General features: G+C 41.3%; 25 protein-coding genes. 15 read left to right on the top strand and 10 right to left on the bottom strand.

The window, feature by feature from the left end:
• The first annotated feature begins 475 nt into the window (after positions 1 to 475).
• The 4 genes from RBATCC27255_RS04830 to RBATCC27255_RS10580 all read left to right on the top strand — a co-directional run bounded on the left by RBATCC27255_RS04830 (position 476) and on the right by RBATCC27255_RS10580 (position 4,085).
• Positions 476 to 1,147 (top strand): response regulator transcription factor, encoded by a 672-nt coding sequence (locus RBATCC27255_RS04830; protein WP_101028975.1) that lies wholly within the window; start codon positions 476 to 478, stop codon positions 1,145 to 1,147.
• The gene (locus tag RBATCC27255_RS04835) at positions 1,147 to 2,190 is read left to right on the top strand and encodes a sensor histidine kinase (protein WP_101028976.1); all 1,044 of its coding nucleotides are present in this window, start codon (positions 1,147 to 1,149) and stop codon (positions 2,188 to 2,190) included. The genes RBATCC27255_RS04830 and RBATCC27255_RS04835 overlap by 1 nt, the downstream gene beginning before the upstream one ends.
• Positions 2,191 to 2,223: 33 nt before the next feature.
• Positions 2,224 to 3,288: an FUSC family protein gene (locus RBATCC27255_RS04840; RefSeq protein WP_101028977.1), complete on the top strand. Its 1,065-nt coding sequence runs from the start codon at positions 2,224 to 2,226 to the stop codon at positions 3,286 to 3,288.
• A 443-nt stretch (positions 3,289 to 3,731) separates the two neighbouring features.
• Positions 3,732 to 4,085 carry a low molecular weight phosphatase family protein gene (locus RBATCC27255_RS10580; RefSeq protein ID WP_242958575.1) on the top strand — a complete coding sequence of 118 codons (354 nt, stop codon included), beginning with the start codon at positions 3,732 to 3,734 and terminating at the stop codon, positions 4,083 to 4,085.
• Between the two features lie 22 nt (positions 4,086 to 4,107).
• Here the strand turns inward: RBATCC27255_RS10580 and RBATCC27255_RS10545 are convergent, their stop codons facing one another.
• The 7 genes from RBATCC27255_RS10545 to RBATCC27255_RS04885 form a co-directional block, all read right to left on the bottom strand.
• Positions 4,108 to 4,335 carry a hypothetical protein gene (locus RBATCC27255_RS10545; RefSeq protein ID WP_206602212.1) on the bottom strand — a complete coding sequence of 76 codons (228 nt, stop codon included), beginning with the start codon at positions 4,333 to 4,335 and terminating at the stop codon, positions 4,108 to 4,110.
• 144 nt (positions 4,336 to 4,479) lie between these two features.
• Positions 4,480 to 4,974, bottom strand: coding sequence for a hypothetical protein (locus RBATCC27255_RS04860; RefSeq protein ID WP_101028980.1), 495 nt, complete (start codon positions 4,972 to 4,974; stop codon positions 4,480 to 4,482).
• Between the two features lie 146 nt (positions 4,975 to 5,120).
• Positions 5,121 to 7,586 carry an ATP-dependent Clp protease ATP-binding subunit gene (locus tag RBATCC27255_RS04865; protein WP_046431994.1) on the bottom strand — a complete coding sequence of 822 codons (2,466 nt, stop codon included), beginning with the start codon at positions 7,584 to 7,586 and terminating at the stop codon, positions 5,121 to 5,123.
• Positions 7,587 to 7,632: 46 nt separating this feature from the next.
• On the bottom strand, positions 7,633 to 8,622 hold the full coding sequence (locus RBATCC27255_RS04870; RefSeq protein ID WP_101028981.1) for a protein arginine kinase: 990 nt from the start codon (positions 8,620 to 8,622) through the stop codon (positions 7,633 to 7,635).
• Between the two features lie 2 nt (positions 8,623 to 8,624).
• A complete protein-coding gene (locus RBATCC27255_RS04875; RefSeq protein WP_021882921.1) occupies positions 8,625 to 9,128 on the bottom strand; it encodes a UvrB/UvrC motif-containing protein in 504 nt (167 codons plus the stop codon).
• 21 nt (positions 9,129 to 9,149) lie between these two features.
• Positions 9,150 to 9,599: a CtsR family transcriptional regulator gene (locus RBATCC27255_RS04880; protein ID WP_021882920.1), complete on the bottom strand. Its 450-nt coding sequence runs from the start codon at positions 9,597 to 9,599 to the stop codon at positions 9,150 to 9,152.
• A 211-nt stretch (positions 9,600 to 9,810) separates the two neighbouring features.
• Positions 9,811 to 10,281, bottom strand: coding sequence for a hypothetical protein (locus RBATCC27255_RS04885; protein ID WP_021882919.1), 471 nt, complete (start codon positions 10,279 to 10,281; stop codon positions 9,811 to 9,813).
• 178 nt (positions 10,282 to 10,459) lie between these two features.
• Between RBATCC27255_RS04885 and RBATCC27255_RS04890 the strand changes: the two genes are divergently transcribed.
• Positions 10,460 to 11,014: a hypothetical protein gene (locus tag RBATCC27255_RS04890; protein ID WP_101028983.1), complete on the top strand. Its 555-nt coding sequence runs from the start codon at positions 10,460 to 10,462 to the stop codon at positions 11,012 to 11,014.
• Positions 11,015 to 11,296: 282 nt separating this feature from the next.
• On the opposite strand, the gene RBATCC27255_RS10445 is transcribed toward RBATCC27255_RS04890, so the two are convergent.
• The 3 genes from RBATCC27255_RS10445 to RBATCC27255_RS04905 form a co-directional block, all read right to left on the bottom strand.
• Positions 11,297 to 11,440 (bottom strand): hypothetical protein, encoded by a 144-nt coding sequence (locus RBATCC27255_RS10445; protein ID WP_169923258.1) that lies wholly within the window; start codon positions 11,438 to 11,440, stop codon positions 11,297 to 11,299.
• Between the two features lie 245 nt (positions 11,441 to 11,685).
• Complete coding sequence (locus tag RBATCC27255_RS04900; RefSeq protein WP_015523333.1) at positions 11,686 to 11,964, bottom strand: zinc-ribbon domain containing protein; 279 nt, start codon at positions 11,962 to 11,964, stop codon at positions 11,686 to 11,688.
• An 87-nt stretch (positions 11,965 to 12,051) separates the two neighbouring features.
• Complete coding sequence (locus RBATCC27255_RS04905) at positions 12,052 to 12,639, bottom strand: sigma-70 family RNA polymerase sigma factor (RefSeq protein ID WP_101028985.1); 588 nt, start codon at positions 12,637 to 12,639, stop codon at positions 12,052 to 12,054.
• Positions 12,640 to 12,873: 234 nt separating this feature from the next.
• Between RBATCC27255_RS04905 and RBATCC27255_RS04910 the strand changes: the two genes are divergently transcribed.
• The 10 genes from RBATCC27255_RS04910 (at position 12,874) to prmC (ending at position 22,405) form a co-directional block, all read left to right on the top strand.
• Positions 12,874 to 14,403, top strand: coding sequence for a YifB family Mg chelatase-like AAA ATPase (locus RBATCC27255_RS04910; protein WP_101028986.1), 1,530 nt, complete (start codon positions 12,874 to 12,876; stop codon positions 14,401 to 14,403).
• A 120-nt stretch (positions 14,404 to 14,523) separates the two neighbouring features.
• Positions 14,524 to 14,718, top strand: a complete 195-nt coding sequence (locus RBATCC27255_RS04915) for a DUF1858 domain-containing protein (RefSeq protein WP_015523330.1) — start codon at positions 14,524 to 14,526, stop codon at positions 14,716 to 14,718.
• Entirely contained in the window at positions 14,718 to 15,383 is a 666-nt protein-coding gene (locus tag RBATCC27255_RS04920) for a class I SAM-dependent methyltransferase (protein ID WP_101028987.1), read from the top strand. Before RBATCC27255_RS04915 ends, RBATCC27255_RS04920 begins: the two co-directional genes overlap by 1 nt.
• Positions 15,380 to 16,138, top strand: a complete 759-nt coding sequence (locus RBATCC27255_RS04925; RefSeq protein ID WP_101028988.1) for a Nif3-like dinuclear metal center hexameric protein — start codon at positions 15,380 to 15,382, stop codon at positions 16,136 to 16,138. Before RBATCC27255_RS04920 ends, RBATCC27255_RS04925 begins: the two co-directional genes overlap by 4 nt.
• A 118-nt stretch (positions 16,139 to 16,256) precedes the next feature.
• Positions 16,257 to 16,925 carry a tRNA (guanosine(46)-N7)-methyltransferase TrmB gene (gene trmB / locus RBATCC27255_RS04930; protein WP_101028989.1) on the top strand — a complete coding sequence of 223 codons (669 nt, stop codon included), beginning with the start codon at positions 16,257 to 16,259 and terminating at the stop codon, positions 16,923 to 16,925.
• A gap of 31 nt (positions 16,926 to 16,956) precedes the next feature.
• Complete coding sequence (locus RBATCC27255_RS04935) at positions 16,957 to 18,294, top strand: FG-GAP repeat domain-containing protein (RefSeq protein WP_101028990.1); 1,338 nt, start codon at positions 16,957 to 16,959, stop codon at positions 18,292 to 18,294.
• A gap of 22 nt (positions 18,295 to 18,316) precedes the next feature.
• The gene (locus RBATCC27255_RS04940) at positions 18,317 to 19,024 is read left to right on the top strand and encodes a response regulator transcription factor (RefSeq protein WP_101028991.1); all 708 of its coding nucleotides are present in this window, start codon (positions 18,317 to 18,319) and stop codon (positions 19,022 to 19,024) included.
• Positions 19,025 to 19,200: 176 nt separating this feature from the next.
• Positions 19,201 to 20,538: a sensor histidine kinase gene (locus tag RBATCC27255_RS04945; RefSeq protein WP_242958576.1), complete on the top strand. Its 1,338-nt coding sequence runs from the start codon at positions 19,201 to 19,203 to the stop codon at positions 20,536 to 20,538.
• Positions 20,539 to 20,579: 41 nt separating this feature from the next.
• Complete coding sequence (locus tag RBATCC27255_RS04950) at positions 20,580 to 21,563, top strand: DUF1385 domain-containing protein (protein WP_021882907.1); 984 nt, start codon at positions 20,580 to 20,582, stop codon at positions 21,561 to 21,563.
• Positions 21,563 to 22,405 (top strand): peptide chain release factor N(5)-glutamine methyltransferase, encoded by an 843-nt coding sequence (prmC, locus tag RBATCC27255_RS04955; RefSeq protein ID WP_101028993.1) that lies wholly within the window; start codon positions 21,563 to 21,565, stop codon positions 22,403 to 22,405. The genes RBATCC27255_RS04950 and prmC overlap by 1 nt, the downstream gene beginning before the upstream one ends.
• Positions 22,406 to 22,439: the final 34 nt, after the last annotated feature.

Below are 22,439 nucleotides of genomic sequence, written 5' to 3' on the forward strand. Positions count from 1 at the left end.
ATCAAACCGGACGAAGTGCATATTTGCGACTGGGACAATTATTTATGAGATTATTTGCTGGATTGCTATAAGAATCTGATGAAACGACCTTTCAAAAAACAGTTGATTTAGAAGTTAACTTTTTTTGAAAGGCCGTTTTTGCTATATCTAACAGTCTGTTGTACAAAGAAGATTTTGCATGGATTAAAAAACAAACCTTGTTGAGGTTAAATTGAGTTTTCCATTGTATTGTATTGTTAATGAATAAGAATGAGAAAAAGAACAGACAATGCTGAATGCTCTGGAAACAAGAATATCTGAGTATAGTATGTAAGTTCATAACAGAATGAAAGGAGCGATTCAAATGAGCAATTTGGAAAATTATATGAAACAGCAAGCAATTTTTTGTGAACAAAATGATAGCATTAGTAAGAATCTGGTATTCAGAGTATGGTGTAAAAAGAGGATTACGAGATGAAAAAGGAGGAAGAAGATCGTGTTTCAAATATTAATTGTAGAAGATGATAAAGAATTAAGCCAGCTATTCCAAAATGTGCTTGAGAAGAATGGATATCAGGTCAAAAGTGCATCGGATGGAGCACTGGCATTAGAAATATTGGATAAAGAGTATATTGATCTGATCATTTCCGATATTATGATGCCGGTTATGGATGGTTATGAACTGGTGTCGGAACTCCGTTCAGCAGGATATCAGATACCGGTACTTATGATCACTGCGAAAGGTTCCTTTGATGATATGCGCCAGGGATTTCTTTCGGGAAGTGACGATTATATGGTAAAACCGGTAAATGTGAATGAAATGGTTTTAAGAGTCGGAGCACTGCTTCGCCGTGCACAGATACTGAATGAACACAAAATTGTGATCGGTTCAACAGAGTTTGATTATGATGCAATGACGGTTACAACTGATAAGGAAAGTCTTGTTTTGCCTAAAAAAGAATTCCTGCTTTTATATAAGCTTGCAGCTTCGCCAGGCAGAACATTTACAAAACAACAGTTGATGGATGAAGTATGGGGATACGAGACGGAAGCAGACCCACATACGATAGAGGTACATATAGGAAGAATCAGAGAGCATTTTAAAGATAACCCTGATTTTGAAATCGTAACAATGCGTGGAATTGGATACAAGGTGGTGAAAAAATAATGAAACAAAAGAAAGAAAAAGGATTGCGGATCCGATCCTGTCTGACCGGTGCAATCTGGCTGGCACTTGTATTTTCAACAGTCATATCTGCTTTATTATTTGCTTTTTTGAATCATTTTTTTAATCTGCCGGGCAGCATATCTGTGCTTGGCTGGCTTTTGATTTTCAATACATTGATTGCAGGGCTGATCACTTCCTTTATTAATGCAAAGTTACTGGAACCAATTACCAGACTTAGTAAAGCAATGAAGGAAGTTTCTCAGGGAGATTTTGAACAGCATTTGGAAACGAACAGCCGTATAGCAGAAGTTGGAGAATCTTATCAAAGTTTTAATGTTATGACAAAAGAACTTCGTGCAACAGAGGTGCTGCAGATGAATTTTGTATCTGATGTTTCTCATGAGTTTAAGACCCCGATTAATGCCATTGAAGGATATACAATGCTGCTTCAGGGAGAAGAACTGTCTCCGGATCAAGAGAAATATGTAGAAAAAATCTTATTTAACACCCAAAGACTTTCCGGATTGGTTGGTAATATTTTGCTGTTATCCAAGTTAGAGAATCAGAATATACCAATGAAAAAAACAGAATATCGTCTGGATGAACAGATCCGCCAGGCATTTCTTTCATTGGAAACAAAATGGACAGAAAAAGAAATTGGTTTTCAGGTAGAATTGGAGGAAGTTAAATATACTGGGAATGAAGGACTTTTTATGCATATCTGGATAAATCTTTTGGATAATGCGATTAAGTTCAGCCCTTCAAAGGGGACAATTACGATGTTTCTGAGACAAGAACAGGATTCTGTTAAATTCATTCTGGAAGATGAAGGACCAGGAATAGAGGATGATGTAAAATCCAGAATATTTGACAAGTTCTATCAGGTAGATGGATCTCATAAAGCAGAAGGAAATGGCCTAGGTCTTGCACTTGTAAAACGGATTGTAGATAGTGCCGGAGGAACAATCAAAGCAGAAAACCGTGAATATGGTGGATGCAGATTTGTTGTAGAGCTGCCAAAGCAGAAAGATGAGATTATATAGTTTTAAGATAAATTAGAAGATTGGATGATTTATATGACATTTTATCAGGAGTTGCAGTTAAATCAGGCAGGTTCTAAAAACCTGTTGAAAAAGAGTAAAACACTAAAAGAAAAATTATATCATATGTGGGTATATCTGGTGAAGATAGCTGTTACAATGGCATTTTGTTTTTTCTTTGTTAGTATTTTCAGCATCCTATTTGGAAATGAGAACAGCATTGTAGGTGTAGTAGTCTTATTATGTCTCATGGTGTTTAGAAATGCGGATCTGGGGATCCACACCGGACAATCTACGATGCTTTTGGCTTTGTTCTTTGTAATTATGACTGTATGTCCGCATTTAGCAAATCAGTTTTCACCGGTATTGGGAATGCTGTTAAATATTGCGGCACTGGCTGTGTTGATTCTGTTCGGATGCCATAATCCATTCATGTTTAATCAATCTACATTGGTTCTTGGGTATCTGCTGCTATATGGTTATGATGTTACGGGAAAAAGCTATCAGATGCGATTAGTCGGAATGGCTTTAGGTGCAGCACTTACCTGCTTCGTATTTTATCGAAATCATAAAAACAGAACTTATAAAAGTAATCTGAAAGATCTGATACAAGAATTTGATATCACTTCTTCCAGAACAAAATGGCAGATATGTCAGATTTTATGCGTACCGATTGTCCTTTGCATTGCAGAACTTTGTAATATGCCACGTGCAATGTGGGCTGGTATTGCGGCCATGTCCGTGATTTTGCCGTCTATGGAAGATATGCACTACAGAGTCCGTAAAAGGATTGTCGGAAATATTGCAGGTGTTATATGTTTTACAGTATTATATTTTCTGCTTCCTTCGTCAATCTATGCATATATAGGAATTCTTGGTGGAATCGGTGTAGGATTTTCAGCACAATATGGCTGGCAGGCAGTATTTAACACATTTGGTGCTTTAGCCATTGCTGCAGAGACTTATGGACTACAAGGAGCAGTTAGTCTTAGAGTGATTCAAAATGTTTTTGGTGTTGTGTTTGCTTTAGCATTTTGTGTTATATTTTATTGGTTTATGTCTAAAAAAAAGGAAAGTGATATGACCGTACATGCAGAGTGAAGTGAATCAGGAAGAAAATTTGAATAGAATTATTACGGTTCCTAGATAAGGTTTTTTATGATGAAAACAGTATATCATATGCGGTCATGCATTGAAAATACTGTTCAGTTAAGAAATGCTGTATTTTTTAGGTGCACTAATGTGTAGAAAGCAGGTGTATGATGAGTTCAAATCATTTTTTGGGGTATGACAAAAAGACAGATTGCATATCTGCCTCATAATGGAGTATAATGGTAACGCGATTTATGAAACCCGATACATGAAATCCCTATTTTTCTTTGGACGGAGGTGGATAGGATAATTTCGATTGTACCTGACAGGTGTCAGATACTTTTGTATGAGAAGCATGGTCTCTGTTTCGTTACCACCGTGTTTGAGATATGCCCTGCATATGTTTACTGTGATGGCGAAATTAATTTTATAGATGTGTTTGGTATTTTTAGATGTTTTTACCACAGCGTGAGAAGTCACTAATTCACAGAAATTATACAGAATCATACGGACTTGATTTCCTGAAGGATTCCATCATACTTGCTGCGCCCCAGATCAATCAGGATGCCGTCCGTCTCATGAAGGAGCTTTACGGCATCGACATGGAGAAAAAGCAGTATTCTAAGCTGATATCAAGCATCCCGGAGCCAGACATCTCCATGGGTTGTGATGTAGGTTGTCCGTTTATCGGCAGAGCGTTTGATGACAACTGGAAACTTGAAGATCCGACAGGAAAAACGGATGATGATTTCAGGGGGGTTATACAGCAGATCGAGAAGAATATTCTAGAATTAAAGAAAAAATGATTGCAATATAAATTCCGGTTTGTCAACCAGCCCTTTGAGAGAGGAGAAATCCTTTTCTCAAAGGGTTATTTCTGTTTTGGCATTGATTTTTATAGTTAGTCTTTCCGTCGGAAGTTACTGTTCCCTCGTTTGAAAGGACAAAGGCTTTTTTAATGTGATAATCTTCGTTGCTTATAAATGTGTTCAAGGCGCTGTGGACCGTGTAATCCTTGCCCGATTTCACCTCAATAGGAACAGCTAAAAAATACACTTTTCAATGCAAATTGAGGGGCAAAAGCTACACTTTTCAAATTATGAACAGAAATTTGATATAAAAAAACACGATGCAACCTATGTATTTGGGTTACACCGTGTTTTGTAAAATTGTTTAAATGTAGGCAGCTCTATGCTGTGATTATTTTATCAGTTCTTCAAGCTGCGATTTATTGTATTTGCTCTTATAGATGTCATAGCCTGCCGTGTCAAGGTTTATGTTTGCGTGCCTTTTGTCAGCCTGAACATAGACATCATCACCCTTGACATATATCAAAACCCAAATATCTCGACTGGTATCTTTCAGGTATGATAAAAGAAGTACATAACTCGGTTCAACATCTATCGAATCCACCTTATTATCAGATGTCATATATATCAAATCGTCAGATGCCTTCAACTTTTCGTTAAGGTTGTTTTTGTTTGATTTTGAAATGAGTTCATTAGTTTTGTAGTCATAAAATTCAACTGAAAATTGGTTTGGATCTGCGGTCGGAGTAGTATCTGATAAAGCAGTTGTATCGGCTTCATCAGAAGTTTGAGCGTTATTTGACGCAACTTCACCACCACAACCTGTAAACAAAATTGAAGTTGAAATAACAACTGCTAATAACATAATCGAGATAATTTTTTTCATAATTAACACCCTCTTGTGTTTTTGTCGGCTTGATTTCGGCTTGATTGTACACCTTAAATTCATTTTTGTCAAGATATTCAAAGCAAAAAAATCAACCACAAAGTTTTTAGCTCTGCGGTTGATTTTATTTTTATTAAGGATTACGCTTAATTGGCGTTTGCTGTTGTAAAGGTAAACTGACCGTCTGCGAAATCGCAAGTAACTACTGCGCCGTCCTTGACCTTGCCCTCGAGCATCTGCTCTGAAAGCGGATCTTCAATCTCGTTCTGTATTGCACGGCGGAGAGGTCTTGCACCGTAGTTTTCGTCAAAGCCCTTGTCGGCAATCTCGCTGATTGCGTTGTCTGTAAAGCTGATTTTAATATTCATCTTATCAAGACGGTTTTCAAGAGTTTTGAGCATCTTAACGGCAATCTGCTTAATTTCGTCCTTGTTGAGCTTGTTGAACACGATAATATCGTCAACACGGTTCAAAAATTCAGGACGGAATACCTTGCGGAGTTCGCCTGTTACAAGCTCCTTGATGTCCTTTTTCTCGCTCTCTTCGGCATTCTCATTTTCGGAATTAAAACCGAGTGAACTCTGCTTTTCTGTGATAAGTCTTGCGCCGACATTAGAGGTCATTATGATAATGGTGTTCTTAAAGTCAACCGTTCTGCCCTGTGAGTCGGTAAGTCTGCCGTCCTCAAGAATCTGGAGGAGCATATTGAATACATCTGGGTGAGCCTTTTCAATCTCATCAAAGAGTACAACCGAATACGGTTTTCTTCTTACCTTTTCGGTGAGCTGACCGCCCTCTTCAAAGCCTACATATCCGGGCGGTGAGCCGATAAGCTTTGACACGGTGTGTTTCTCCATATATTCACTCATATCAAGACGGAGCATTGCGTTTTCATCGCCGAACATTGCCTCTGCAAGAGCCTTGCAAAGTTCTGTTTTACCGACACCCGTCGGACCGAGGAAGATAAACGAACCGACAGGTCTTTTCGGGTCTTTAAGACCTACTCTGCCTCGTCTGATAGCCTTTGCGATTGCAGTTACAGCCTCGCTCTGACCGATAACTCTTTCGTGGAGAACATTCTCCATGTTAAGAAGCCTTTCGCTTTCTTCCTTAGTAAGCTGAACAACAGGGATACCTGTCCATTCGGACACAATCTTTGCGATATCCTCGGCAGTTACCTCGCCGCTGTTGCCCTTCTGCTGTTCCTGCCACTTCTTCTTTGCATCGTCAAGCTTTGTCTGAAGTTCCTTCTGCTCATCACGAAGTCGTGCAGCCCTTTCAAAGTCCTGCTCGTTAATTGCGCTTGCCTTTTCTTTTTCATAGTCTGCAATTTCATCTTCAAGCTCCTTTACATTATCAGGAGATGTAAGAGATGCAAGCCTTACCTTTGACGCGCCCTCATCAATAAGGTCAATTGCCTTATCGGGGAGGTAACGGTCTGCGATATATCTTGATGACAATGTTACTGCGGCATTGATTGCCTCATCGGTAATCTTAACCTTATGGTGTGCCTCGTAGCTGTCACGCAAGCCTTTGAGAATCTGTACAGCCTGTTCGGGAGTAGGCTCGCCAACCTTTACGGGCTGGAAACGACGCTCCAAAGCGGCATCTTTTTCAATATATTTTCTGTACTCGTTAAGAGTTGTTGCACCGATAACCTGAAAATCGCCTCTTGCAAGTGACGGTTTAAGGATATTTGCGGCGTCTGCACTGCCCTCTGCGGCACCTGCACCAACGATAGTATGAAGTTCATCAATGAAGAGGATAGTGTTCTTTGACTTTTTAACCTCGTCAATAGCCGCCTTAATTCTCTCCTCAAAGTCACCTCTGTACTTCGCACCTGCTACCATACCTGTGAGGTCAAGGCTGACAACTCGCTTGTCTTTAAGAATTTCAGGCACATTGCCCTTTGCAATTTCAAGTGCAAGTCCCTCTGCAACCGCAGTTTTACCTACACCGGGTTCACCGATAAGAACAGGATTATTCTTTGTACGGCGGGAAAGAATCTGGATAACCCTCTGGATTTCCTTTTCTCTGCCGATTACAGGATCAATTTCACCGTTCTTTGCGGCTTGAGTAAGATCTCTGCCGAATTTATCAAGAGCCGAACCGCCTTTCTGTGAACCGTTCGGAGCGGATTCGTTTTCAAAACCGCCGAAGCCTTCCTCTGCACCGCCCTGCATACCTTTTGACACAGCCTGTGCAAGTCTTTCAACAGATACACCGAGTTCTTCAAGAAAAGCAACTGCGTAGCTGTCGCTCTCCGAAAGGATTGCAAGGAGCAAATGCTCTGTGCCTACATAGGTGTAGCCTGTTTTTGAAGAAATGATAACTGCGGCTCTCAGAACTCTCTTTGTACGGGGAGTAAAATCATCGGGAGTAAGCTCAACGAGCGACATTGTACCGTTGATGGATTCAAGCTTTTCACGGAGAGCATCTTCCGTTACTCCGCACTCATTAAGAGCGGTTGCGGCAACACCGCTGCCCTCTTTTACGAGTCCGTAGAGAATATGTTCTGTACCGACATAGTTGTGGCGCATCTCCTCTGCACTTTCAATCGCAAGATTAAGCGCCTTGTTTGCTTTTTCTGTAAAACCTTTGAACTGATACATAAAATCATCACCCTTCCTTGTGGATAATGTATTAACTGCTTATTTTCTATGAAAGAGCCTCTCTTAAAATTTTTGCCCTTTCAATATCTCTTTCCTGTGCGGAAAGATTTTTTCCTGAGTTTACCATAAGCGTTGCAGGCTCAATTTTTTCCATAAGAGAGTCAACAACCTCTGCGGTAACATCTTTTATCTGTCCCGACAAAATGCCGAAACGAACATTTGACAACAGCTTTAAAGCCTCGTCATGAGTCATAACCATTGCCGATTTCAACAAGCCTAAGCTTCTGCTTACGCTATCCTGAATATCAATACTCTTTGCAAGTCTTTCTCTTGCCTGCCGTTCCTGAGAAACAAGCTGTTTTGTGATGTTCTCAAGATTTTCAATTGCGGCTTTTTCGGAGATACCGAGCGTTACCTGATTTGAAAGCTGATAAAGCGAACCGCTGGGTTCTGAGCCTTCACCGTAAGCACCACGGATTGTAAGTCCGAGCTTTGAAAGGTTGCCCGCAATTCTGCCGATTGTACGGCTCTTTTCAAGTGCCGGCAGATGGAGCATAACAGAGGCTCTCATGCCTGTGCCGAGGTTTGTAGGGCATTGTGTAAGATAACCGAGCTTGTCATCAAAAGCAAATTCAAGGTTTTCATCAAGCAGGGTGTCAAGCTTATCGGCTGTGTCATATGCCTGTTCAAGCGACAAGCCGTCTGTGATAACCTGAAGTCTTATGTGATCTTCCTCGTTAATCATAATGCTCATGCTTTCATCCTTGCTCAACAGCAATGCTCTGCCCTCTGTTTCGCTGATGAATTCTGGACTTACAAGATGTCTTTCAACAAGTGACACACCCTGTGCCTCTGTCAAATCATCAAGCTTAATCAGATTGAAATCCGAGGCAATTGAGCTGTTGCTGTCCCTGATTGCACTTGTAACCTTTTCAATAACCTTTTTTCTGCCCTGTTCGGACAGTCGGCACGGAAACGGGTAATCTTTCAGGTTTCTTGCAAGTCTTACTCTGGTGGAAATTACTTCGTTACTCATAATTAAGCCTCCATTTCCTTAATCTGGTCTCTTAACTCTGCGGCATGTTCAAAATTCTGTTCCGAAATTGCCTTGTCGAGTTCCTTTTTAAGTGCCTTGATTTTATCTTTCTTTGTCATCTCGGCACTCTTTTCGGCTTTCTTTGTACCGAAACGGCTGTTCTTACCGCAATGGGTTGTGTTGCCGTGGATTCTTCTGATTGAAGGAAGAAGCTGGTCGCCGAAGATTTCGTAACATTTTGCACAGCCTACATGACCCGACTTTGCAATATCGGAATATGAGCTTCCGCAGAAGTCACAGCGTGTTGCCTGAGTTCTTGCGGGAAGGCTGTTGCCGAAGAAACTTCCGAGGAGTCCCGAAAATTCGTCCTCAAAGTTACCGAAGATGTTTGTGTATCCCATTTTCTTTGCACATTCACTGCACAAATCATATTCCTTAATTTCACCGTTGATAACGGTCTTTACATGAGTATTTGCATTGTTAGCACCGCATTTTTGACATTTCATAATAACTGCCTCCGTTCAAAATCAACTTAATGTGAGCAACATATTCTTGAACAAGTCCGCTCGCACGGCATCTCGTTTACTCTGTTCAACATTTGTAAGCGTTCTGTCGGACAACGCCGAGGCTATCAGCCTTGCCGATGTAAGCTCAATCATATCTCTTTGCAACATATTTTTGAGCATTGCCTCTGCACTTGCCTTGTCAAGTGTTGTTCCAATCGAATTTATTATATGCATAAGCGCCGTACCTCTATCCATCTTCACACGGCTTATTCGGATAAATCCGCCGCCGCCCCTACGGCTCTCTACAATGTAGCCTTTTTCGGGAGTGAATCGGGAGGTTATAACATAATTGATTTGGCTTGGTACACATCCGAGGTTGCCGGCGAGTTCGTTTCGCTGAATCTCCGCACTGCCGTTTTCACGGTCAAGCATCTCTATAATGTACTGTGCCACCAAATCGCTCATTCTCATTTTGGTCGCCTCTTTTCATTTGTTTGACTACATTATAATATCAAGGTCAGAGAAAGTCAAAGTCAATTAAAGTCAAAAATTAAAGCATAAGCTTTGAAATTCTCACGAATCCTCGCTTATGCTCTCGTTTCCTAATATTTTAAAATATTTTTGACTTTTTCTGACTTTCGATTTTTATCCGATAAAGTCTGACTTTTCAAGCAATTTGACCTTACATAATCACATTAACCGTGTAATCAACATCGTAAATTTCACCGTCAAACCAATTTATAAAACCTATGTAGATGCAGATTTTGTCATCATGTTTATTCATATCACGAACAACCTTAAAGCACTCCGACCAACCCGAAAAGCGTTCAAGTCTTTTGACTGTATCAACATCGGCATTGCCGTTTACAAACACACACATTGCAAGGTGACGGGTTGACGATAACATTCTTACAAAGTCAAGGAACATCATATTAACCTCATCGCCCGAACATTCAATTTTAAGAGCGTCTTCCTCGATTTTGTTTCCGAAAAAATCAAGCACATTGTCAAACGCTGAATCAAAGTCATCGGTTTCAGCGTTCTTTAGTCCCTGCGAAAACTTGTAAATTGCGGTAGATGCATAAATTCTCTTAATTTTTTCAATCGTCACGGCAATCACCTTCTCGGTATCGTTACTTTTATTATTATACATTATATGAGCAAATTTGACAACAAGTATGTTATTCGGGCGGTTTAATACAATTTTCGCAAAAAAGCATTTGAAATTAAACAAAAATTTTGTGTTTGCCGATTGACAATTGTACAAAGATATTGTATTATATAATTGTACTAATGAATTAGCACAATTACTTGATAAGGAGCGTGATTTTATGTACAGCGACTTTGCATTAAGAACAGTTTTATATACTATACTCTGCATCGGTGCTATCGGAATAAGCACAGGAAAACTGTTTGCCATAAATCACGGCATTTCAAAATATCTTGCTAAAAAGTCATATAGCGGCAATTTTAAAACAGTAAAAACAACATTTATTTCACTTGGTGTTGAATATGTTTCGATAGCAATAATTGCACTTTTCATCAGTTTATGCACCATAAATACAATTTACACAAATGCATTCTTTGATGAACTGTTGCCTGAATTTTTCTCGACAGCTGTTACCGTATTTGCAATCGTTGTTCTTGGTGCAGAATGTGATTTCGGTTTGTGGTTACTCTTTGCAATACCCTATACTTTTCTGATTATTGCAAACATTCTCATTCTGTTTTTCGTCAATTACAAATTTGTTTATAAAGATTTTGAAGTTTCTAAAAATAAAAGAATAAAACTCTCGTTTTTCACCGCACTTGCAAATGCACCTTATGAATTTCTGATTCCCTACGGAATGATTGTAGATATGATTATCGACAGTATTATATTTTGATTTTGTGTTTAAGGAGGTTTGGTTTATGTTTAACTCGACATTTATGTTCAACACAACATTTGATCCGCAATATACTTTTGTTATCCTGTTTATTAACATAATTGCATCTGTACTTTTTACATCTGTTACAGTTTTCATTGCTATGAATTATGCAAAAAGAAAAGCCTGTATGGAAAACATAACACTTATAACAGGAAAAAATTACATAACAGTAGTTCTGATTTTTTCAGTTATAAACTGTATTGCTTCATTTGCCTCATTTATGGCTATGTATGCTACTTATTATTTTACATACATACCTGTTTGTTTGATTTTTACAGTTTTATCCGCTTTGGTTGAATATTTCATCGCAAGAACCGTAGTATTCAAAAAGTTTTCGTTTGATAAAAAAGAAAAGAATAAACGAGCCTTATCCTTTACTTGCATTTGCGCACCGTACTATATTTTTATTGTCAATGCACCGTTATTTTTATACCCAATTGCTTTCACACTCGACCCCTGCTGATTTTAACGAAGTGATATTATGAAATAAAAACGGTGAGCAGATGCCCACCGTTTTTGTGTTTAGCTTTTTAAATTTGAAATTAGTCTGAAGATAATCAAGCTTTTAAAATTAAAATATTTAACCTCAGTTACGAGAAATTAAACTAAAACAATAAAAATTCAATTAATTATTCAGCTGCTTTTCTTTTTGCAAAACATTCGCTGCAATAGTAGCTTTTGCCCTCAACAGGCTTGAAAGGAATCCTTGCAGTTCCGCCGCATTCAGCGCAAACGGTTTCAAAGAATTCTCTCTCTGTCTTGGCAGCATTTTTACGAGCCTGTCTGCAAGCCTTGCAACGCTGCGGTTCGTTTGTGAAACCCTTTTCAGCGTAAAATTCCTGCTCTCCTGCAGTAAAAACAAATTCGTTTCCGCATTCTTTGCAGACAAGTGTTTTATCTTCGTACATTGGTATTTACCTCTCTTTTTCTACCTCTCGGAGGTTAGTTTGTTGCCCTGTGCGGAGTTGCACCGCAATACTGTTTAAGGACATATGCTATTTTTGCAATCCGACACGAACCTTTTTTCTTGCTCTTTGAAGTGCATTATCAACCGTTTTTTCGGTTACGGAAAGCCTTTCGGCAATCTCTTTATAGCTCAAGCCGTTGCCGTAAAGCATAAGAACATCGTACTCGGATTTTGACAAAATGCCTTGAAGGCGTGACAACAGCTGATTAAGCTGTTCCCTGCACATCAAAAGCTCCTCGGGAGTTTTGGCGGAATCTTCAATTGACTCGCCCACATCGTCCATCGGAACAATGCTTGATGAGGGAATGGCTTTTTTCTGCTCACCCCGTCTGATTATCGAAATAAATCTTCTCTCAACAACAACCGACATATAGCTTTTAAAGCTTGCACCGCCGTTTTGGTCAAAGGCTTTGCAGGAACAAAGCAGTCCCACAAGTCCTTCCTGAACAAAGTCATTGTGTTCATAGCCCTCTGCCGAAAACTTTCGTGCAATTATGCTGATTGTGTCAAGATACCTCACCGCAAGTTCGTCAAAAGCACGGTCATCACCGAGGCTCACAAAATGCGCAAGCTGTGCGTCGGATAAAACACCGTAGGATTTTTGCAATTCGGTCATAACCTGCCCCTAATACTTATTCTTATACGCTTAATAATATAACAAAATCGCATAAATGTCAACAACTTAAAAGCAAATTCTGTAATATTGCATTATGATATTGAAAATAATTGTGCAAAATAGCTGAAATAAAGTCGAAATTACATACATTATGAAACTTGTTAAGAGAAAAGGAAAATGGTATAATAAAATATATTTTACTTAATTTCAAATTAACGGTCTGGAGGAATTTTGATGGTTGTTACCTGCAACAGCTTTGGTGTGAGCGGTATGGACGGCTACAAGGTTGAGCTTGAAGCGTCAATGTATTACGGCACACGGGAATTTGATATGGTAGGTCTGCCCGACGCCGCCGTGCGTGAGAGCAAGGACAGGGTTCTGAGCGCATTAAAAAACTGCGGCTTTAAATATCCTGCCGCACACACAACAGTAAACCTTGCCCCTGCCGACATAAAAAAAGAGGGACCGATTTACGATTTGCCTATTGCGGTTGCAATTCTTGTACTGCTCAATCAGATTAAAAGCAACATCTCCGACTGCGCATTCATCGGCGAGCTTTCGCTTTCGGGAGAAGTCAGAGGAATCAACGGAGTTCTGCCCATGGTTATCAAGGCGAAGGAATGCGGTATAAAGAAAATTTATGTTCCGAAAGCCAACGCAAGCGAGGGCGCTGTTGTTGACGGAATTGAAGTGTACGGTGTTGACAATATACTTCAACTGAAAGATTATCTCAACAGCATTCTTGAACCTGCACCCGCAAAGCCGAATACACACTCACCGAAGGAAGAGCAGGACTACATTCCGGATTTTTCACAGGTAAAAGGTCAGCTTGAAGTAAAGCGTGCGCTTGAAATTGCCGCTGCCGGCGGTCACAATATTCTGCTCATAGGCCCTCCGGGTTCGGGCAAAAGTATGCTTGCAAAACGAGTTCCGTCAATTCTGCCCGATATGAGCTTTGACGAAATGATTGAAACCACAAAAATCCACTCAATTGCAGGAACGCTAAAGCATGACGGACTTATCACAACACGGCCGTTCCGTTCGCCTCACCACACGGTAACGCCCGTAGGACTCGGCGGAGGAGGTACGGGAACTATCAGACCGGGTGAGGTTTCACTTGCAAACAACGGTGTGCTGTTCCTTGACGAGCTGCCCGAATTTTCAAGGACGTCGCTTGAGGTACTCCGTCAGCCGATTGAGGACGGCTCTATCACAATTTCAAGAGCAGGTCAGAAATGCACCTATCCGTGTTCGATTATGGTGGTTGCCGCAATGAACCCATGTCCGTGCGGATATTACGGTGATCCGACAAGAAAATGCACCTGTTCGGAACAGAAGATAAAACGCTACCTCAACCGCATTTCGGGGCCGCTTCTCGACCGTTTTGATATCCATGTAGAAGTGCCTGCCGTGAAATTTGAAGAACTGCGTGACACTTCATCTGCCGAATGTTCAGCCGACATCAAAAAGAGAGCCGACAGAGCAAGAGAAATTCAGCGTGAAAGATTTAAGGGCAGTAAAACAACCTGCAACGCAAAAATTAACGCAGAGCAGTTTGAAAAGGTCTGCGTAATTGATAAAGAGGCTGAAAAGACGCTCAAAGACGCTTTTGAAAGTCTTGGACTTACCGCAAGAGCGTATGACAGGGTTTTGAAAGTTGCAAGAACCATTGCCGATTTGGACGAGTCGGAAATAATCCGCTCCGAGCATGTTCTTGAGGCGGTTCAATACCGCAGTCTTGACCGCAAATATTGGGCAAAATAAGACTTATACCTTACACAAAAATTAAAAATATCACTTTTAAAAATCACGGCTTTATGCTATACTATTATAATGCGACACCGAGGCGGTGTTGCAGTTTCATGACACAGGAGGTTTTTTATAATGGAAATTACAAAGAATTCAATAATCGGTGATGTTCTTGATCAGTACCCCGACACAGCAGAGCTTTTCTTCAGCATCGGTATGCACTGCCTTGGCTGTCCTGCATCACGAGGCGAAACGATTGAAGAAGCTTGTATGGTACACGGTGCAGACGCAGACGCACTCGTTGCAGACCTTAACAAAGCAATTGCATAATGAACGGCGCATCTGATTTTTCGCTTGATAACCGTCTTGCACTTTGTGCGGACTTTGTGCGTGACGGAGCAAAGGTTGCCGATATCGGCACAGACCATGCCTATCTTCCGGTGTGGCTGTGCCGTATTGGCAGATGCGACACAGCGATTGCCGCAGACATCAACCCCCTGCCCCTTGAACGGGGAATTGAAACAATTAACAACAGCGGTCTTAACAATCGAATTGAAGCAAGGCTTTCAAACGGTCTTGAAAAAATTTCGGGCGATGAGGCTGATGACATAGTAATTGCAGGAATGGGCGGAGAACTCATTTCGCAGATTATCGAAAACTGGGAGTTTTCAAAGGACAGGTCAAAGCACTTTATTCTTCAGCCTATGACCAAGAGTGAGGAGCTTATGCGTTGGCTGTTTGCAAACGGTTTCAGCGTTATCAAGCGTGACTGCTGTACTGCCGCAAACAAGTGCTACACGGTAATTCTTGCCGAATACAGCGGCGAGGTTCGCACGGTATCCGAGAGTGACCTCTACCTTTACGGACTTGATCCGAAAAACAACCCCATGCACCGCAGATTTATTGAAGGCTGTGTGCGCAGACTTTTAAAACAGGCTAAGGGCAACCCTGTCTGTGCCGAAACCGCACGCATTCTTGAGGAGAGCTTTAAGTGAAAACCATAAACGATATACTTAATTTTTTTGAAGAATTTGCGCCCTGTGCAACTCAGATGAGTTTTGACAACGCAGGGCTTATTGTGGGCGACAAATGCACAGCCGTAAGCCGTGTGCTTGTCGCTCTTGACATTACGGAGGATGTTGTGAATGAGGCGGAAAGTCTGGGATGTGAGCTGATTATCAGTCATCATCCCGTAATTTTTGCCCCTATAAAAAGGCTTTCGCCTTCTTCCGTTCCCTATATGCTTGCACAAAAGGGAATTTCCGCCGTTTGTATGCACACCAACCTTGATCTCAGCGAAAAGTTCGGAGTAAACATCTGCCTTGCAGACGCACTCGGAGTCAAAAATCCCGTGCTGTCGGAGTTTGGCGAGTGTATGTTCACGGGCGAGCTCGAAAGCGAAACCGATATTCACGATTTTGCAAAGCTTGCAAAGAAAAATCTTGACTGCAAGGGACTTCGCTACACCGACATTAAAGACAGGGTTAAAAAGGTTGCCGTATCATCGGGTGCAGGCGGTTCAAATGTGTTTGATGCGGCTTTGGTGGGTGTTGATGTGCTTGTCACGGGAGAAATCAAGCACCATGAGATTATCGCCGCAAAATCACTCGGAATTGACATTATTGACGCAGGTCACTTCAAAAGTGAAGATGTTGTAATTTTGCCGCTTGTAAACAGGCTTTCAGAGAAATTTTCCGACATTATTTTTACAAAATCGCAATCCTGTGACGATATGATTAAATTTATTTAACCTGTAAGCATCATTATCAAAATATTTGTTGCATAATTTGTTACAATTTGATATAATGATACGGTAAATTACTATATGTGGTAGTGCGCCGTCTGTACGCACCGCAAAATGAGGTATTATGAGAATCAGAAAAAAGAAATGGGCAGAACCGGAGCTTTCCGTTTGCGACTTTTATGTAAAAAATCCTGAGGAATACGCAGGAAAATGGATGCAGGCTTTCAAAAAGGAACAGCCATTGTATCTTGAAATCGGCTGCGGCAAGGGCGGTTTTGCGGGACAGCTTGCGCTTAAAAATCCCGACAAAAACATTATCGCACTTGACATCAAGGTTGATATGCTCGGCGTCGGCAGAAGAACAATTGTAAAGCTTTTTGAGGACGCAGGCAAAACGCAGGATGATATTACAAATCTTCTGCTTGTAAAGTACAATGTTGAAATGCTTGACAAAATTATTACGGCTGACGATAAGATTGACAGACTTTTCATAAACTTCTGTAATCCGTGGCCGAGAGCAAAGCACAAAAAGCGCAGACTTACATACTACAAAAAGCTTGAAATGTACAAAACATTTTTGAAGCCTGACAGCGAAATCCGTTTTAAAACGGACGATGACGAGCTTTTTGACGAAAGTCTTGAATACTTTGAGCAGAGCGGATATGAGATTTTGTACCTTACCCGTGATTTGCACGCAAGCAATGTTACGGACAATATTGAAACAGAGCATGAAAAAATGTTCTCCGAGGAGGGCATAAAAATCAAGTATCTTATTGCAAGGCAAAAGACTTAAAGAATCAAAATAAATGGCAGGGGGATTTTTTGTGAAGATTAAAAAACTGATTTCGGCTGTGCTTTTCGGCTCAATGCTTTTATGCATGAGCGGCTGCAATATTTCCGATTTCAGTGCCGACAATCTCCTCCGACCTCCCAAGGCAGTCGGCGATGAGGCTGAAATTGAACAGCTTATTGCCAAAACGGCTGACAGCGGATACACGCTTAAGTATCCTAAAAACGGAAAATTCCGCAGTGCGATAATTATGACCGACCTTGACGGCAACGAAAGCAACGAGGCTGTTGCTTTTTTCCGCAACAGTGCCGAAACCTCTTCGGTACATATGCTCGTTATGTATTCAAAGGATAATTCGTGGAAGATTGCATCCGACAACATCTTTGAAACAACGGATATTGACAGCGTCGATTTTGCCGATGTTACCGGCAACGGAAAGGCTGAAATCATCGTTAATTCAACAACCTACACTCCGAATGTCGGCAAGCTTTCCTGCTATTCCTACTCAGACGGAAAAACAAGCGACATCGGGTCCGGACAGAGCTGTTCAAGCTTTGTTACCGGAGATTTTGACGGTGACGGAACAAACGAAATTATATCACTTGTTCTCTACACAACCGAAAACGAGGCTCTTGCGTCAATGCTTGATTACAACGAGGACAGCAAAAGCCTGTATGCCAAAGCAATGGCAAACATGGATCCGAATGTTGTAAAGTACAAGAACATTGCCGTTACAAAGCTTGATAACGATATTACGGGAATTGTCGTTGACGGAACCTCGGCAAGTGAGATTACGAACACACAGGTTATCTTTTACAGCCGTGACCTTGCAATTCTGCGTAATCCTATGTTTAAGGAAAAGACAAAGAACATTTCCGAACGCACCTCGTCTGTTATTTGTTCCGACATTGACAAAGACGGCAGTCTTGAGATTCCGGTTACACTTGCTCTTCCAAAACAAAAGGGCGACACCAAAAACATCTATGCAGACAAAATTATCTGGAACAGCTTTGATACCGTAAAAGAAAATCTTATAAAAAAACAGACAGCCGTTATAAACTATGATTTTATGTTTATGATGAGCTATCCCGATAAGTGGGACGAAAACAAGGTTACGGCAATTACAGACCTAAAAAAAGGAACTACCTCATTTTTCGCATGGAACGGCTCAAAGCTTGACACGGAGCTTTTTGAAATAAAGGTGCTGCCGATAAACGAATGGGAATCCGGAAAATCAAACAATTTTACACTTATTACAAAAGACGATAAATATGCATATACATTTAATAATATAAATCCCGACACACAGATTTCGCTCAGTGATGACGAAATTAAAACCGGTTTTATGACACTTGTTCAATCGGGAATCTGACCATAGTAACGGAGGTTTTGGTATGAAAAAAATTCTTGTTTGTGAGGACGAGGCGGCAATTCGTGACTTTGTCGTTATCAATCTTACAAGAGCAGGCTACGAAGTAGTTGAGGCAGACTGCGGCGAAGCGGCTTTGCAAAAATATGAAGATAATAACGGTGACTTTGATGTTGCAATTCTTGATGTTATGATGCCGGGCATTGACGGCTTTCAGGTTTGTAAGGAGCTGAGAAACCGCAACGGTGGAATCGGAATTATTATGCTTTCCGCAAAAACACAGGAAATGGACAAGGTAACAGGTCTTATGCTCGGTGCAGACGACTATGTTACAAAGCCATTCTCACCGAGCGAGCTTCTTGCGAGAGTTGACTCACTCTACAGAAGGGTTGCACTTGCACAGTCACATTCAGAAAACAACTTTAAGGAAGAACTTAAATCGGGTGAATTTACACTTAATCTTCGCAACCGTGCTCTTATGAAAAGCGGCAAGATGATTGAACTGACACAGGTTGAATTTCAGATTATGGAGTACTTCTTTTCAAATCCGGGTGCTGCGCTTGACAGAATTGATATCCTCAATCATGTATGGGGTGACGCTTATGTCGGCGAGGATAAAATTGTCGATGTTAATATCCGCAGGCTCAGGATGAAGGTTGAGGACGAGCCGTCAAATCCCAAGCACATCATCACCGTTTGGGGACTCGGCTACAAGTGGGATTCAGGCGAATAATTCCGACAAAATCCCGCACATAATCTATACAAAGGAGGACGGCAACAATTTTTAAGGGCATTTCAAAAAGATGGATGCTCAACACATTGAGCGTCGTACTGACAATCATAATACTTATTGTTGTCAGCCTTATTTTTATTGTTACATATATTTTTCAAAACAGCGTTGAACAAAATTTGAATACAACAAGCAGTGAGCTTTCTCTTGTTTTCTCGGGATTTCAAAGCGACAGTTCAACCTCATTTGTGGCGTCTGCCCGTGATTATGTTGAAAACTTTGACAAAAAGGAAGAAATGGAGGTTATCGTAATCAATTCTTCCGGCAGAGTTGTTATGACTTCAACAGGATTCACTCCCGATGAAAACGAACAGATTCCCGACTTTAACGAGGCTCTCTCTGATGAAAGCGGATATGCCTACTGGAACGGCAAGCTTTCATCGGGCGAAAGTGCTATGAGCCAGACGAGAATTATCACCAACGAAAACGGAACCTGCGTCGGTGCGGTAAGATATATTGTTTCTATGGAACAGGTGAATACTGCAATCGTGCTTGTATCTGCAGGGATTATCATAAGCGGTATTGTTATAATTGCACTTGTAATTTTGTCGGGACTTATGTTTATCCGTTCAATCGTTGCACCTATAAGAAAGCTTTCGGAGATTTCAAGCAAGATTGCCCACGGCGACTTTTCGCAGGCTAAAAAAATCGAGTACAAATATGACGATGAAATCGGCGACCTCTGTGACGCAATCAGCGATATGGCTCTTGATTTGCAGACAGCCGATCAGATGAAAAACGATTTTATTTCACGAGTATCACACGAGTTGCGTACTCCGCTTACGGCGATTAAGGGCTGGGCTGAAACAATGCAGCTTTCCGAAAGAGGAAAGCTTGACCGCAAAACCTTTGACCGCGGTATGGGAGTTATTATCAATGAAAGTTCACGCCTTACAAGCATTGTAGAAGAGCTTCTTGACTTCAGCCGTATTCAGAGCGGAAGAATGAAGCTCATCAAGGAAAAGCTTGACATTCTTGCCGAATTTGACGATGCGGTTTACTTTTTAAAGGAAAGAGCCGTTACAGAGGGCAAGCATCTTCTCTATGATGAACCCGAGGCTGTTTATCCTGCCGTTTACGGCGATAAAAACAGGCTCAAGCAGGTTTTCCTCAATGTGCTTGACAATGCGTTGAAATACACACCAAAGGGCGGTGTTGTTGCCGCTCAGGTAATCTACAGCAAAGATGAACCCGATATTATCAAGATTGTAATAACCGACACGGGTTGCGGAATTTCTGCCGAGGATCTTCCAAAGGTTAAGGAAAAATTCTACAAAGCAAACCAGACTGTCGGCGGTTCGGGAATCGGACTTGCGGTTGCCGATGAGATTATGAACCTCCACAACGGTTCACTTAATATCGAAAGCGGAGAGGGCGTCGGCACAACCGTAACGCTCACCTTCCCTGTATATAAAGAGGGCAGTGAAAACTCACTTCCCGAAAACATTAAGCTTTAATCTTATTTCTCTGTGCAACCTAATACAGAAAGGAACAGCTAATGGCTAAAAATACTACTAAAAAAATCACCTCAATCGGCGGCAGCGCCCTGATTGAAGGCATTATGATGAGAGGTCCGAAGCGCACAACTGTGTGTGTCCGTACCGCACCCGACAAGATTTACAGCGAGGATATAAGCATAAACACAATTCCCTCAAAATGTAAGCTTTTCAAGCTTCCGTTTCTCAGAGGAATCGCAGGTCTTATTGACTCAATGCGACTTTCCTACAAAGCACTTATGCTCTCTGCCGATAAGGCAATTGAATCAACCGAAATTGAAGAAGAACCGTCAAAGTTTGAAAAATGGCTTGACGATAAATTCGGCGACAAGCTTGTTAAGGTTATGATGGTAATTGCGTCAATCCTCGGTGTTGCGCTTGCCGTGGGACTTTTCTTCTTTGTCCCCTCTTTCCTGTTTGACCTCAGTGCAAATGTTGTGCCGGCTTTCAAGGGTGACGGCGGAAACGCTGTTTTCTGGAAGTCTGTTTTTGAGGGTGTTCTCAAGATTATTCTTTTCTTACTTTATATTATAGTATGTTCACAAATGACAGAAATGAAAAGGGTGTTTATGTACCACGGTGCCGAGCACAAGACAATTTTCTGCTACGAAAACGAAGAAGAACTCACAGTTGAAAATGTTAAAAAGCAGAGCCGTTTTCACCCGAGATGCGGAACAAGCTTTATGGTTCTTATGCTGATTGTCGGCATTCTTGTCGGTCTTTTCGTTCCTGTTGCACCCTTCGGCATCGGATTTTTAAGACCTGTATTCAAGATTCTTCTTCTCCCCGTTTCATGCGGAATCGGTTACGAGCTTATCAAAATCTGCGGTAAGCACGACAATGCCGCAACAAGAATCATTGCCGCTCCCGGACTTTGGGCGCAGAGAATCACAACAAAAGAGCCTGACGACACTATGATTGAAGTTGCAATTGAGGCTATCAAGGCTGTTATCCCCGAGGACGGCTCGGACATTGTAAGCAAGTAATGACTGTAAACGAAATTTATCAAAGCGGACTTAAACTGCTTGAAAATAATAATATTGAAAATTCAAAATTTGAGGCGCAAAGTCTTTTACAAAAGGCTTTTTCGCTTGACAGAGTCGGCTTTATCATTCACAAAACTGATAAAGCCGATGAAAACTGTTCGCATAACTTTTTAAATTTTATAGAAAGACGAATTTCAGGCGAGCCGTTGCAGTATATTCTCGGCGAATGGAGCTTTATGGGATTCGATTTTAAGGTGGGCAGAGGCGTGCTTATACCCCGTGATGACACGGAAGTGGTTGTCAATCTCTGCATTGATTTTCTCAAAAACAGAGCCGATAAAAAAACGGTTGACCTCTGTTCGGGAAGCGGTGCAATTGCCGTTGCACTTGATAAAATTTCAGGTGCAAAGGTTACGGCAGTTGAAATTGACGAAACCGCTTTTTCATATCTTGAAACAAATGTAAAAGAAAACAATTCGTCAGTAAAGCCTGTTATGGCTGACGCTCTCAAAATCTGCGATACATTTGCAGACGGCGGGCTTGACCTCATCGTTTCAAATCCGCCTTATATAAAATCAGCCGACATAGAAACACTTCAAAAAGAGGTTCAGCTTGAACCGAGGCTTGCGCTTGACGGCGGCGAGGACGGCTGCGATTTTTACCGTGAAATAGTGAGCCGTTGGAGCAGAAAACTCAAAAAGGGCGGTGCACTTGCATTTGAACTCGGAGAAGGTCAGGCTGACGCAGTAAAGGCACTTATGACTGACAAAGGCTTTTCGGATTTTAAAATTTCGCTCGACTTTGGCGGTGTGCAGAGGGCGATTATTGGGACTTTGCTCTGATTTTAGAAAATTTGTTCGATAAAATTACCGCCAA

This window comes from Ruminococcus bromii, assembly GCF_002834225.1.
Classification (GTDB): Bacteria; Bacillota; Clostridia; order Oscillospirales; family Acutalibacteraceae; genus Ruminococcoides; species Ruminococcoides bromii.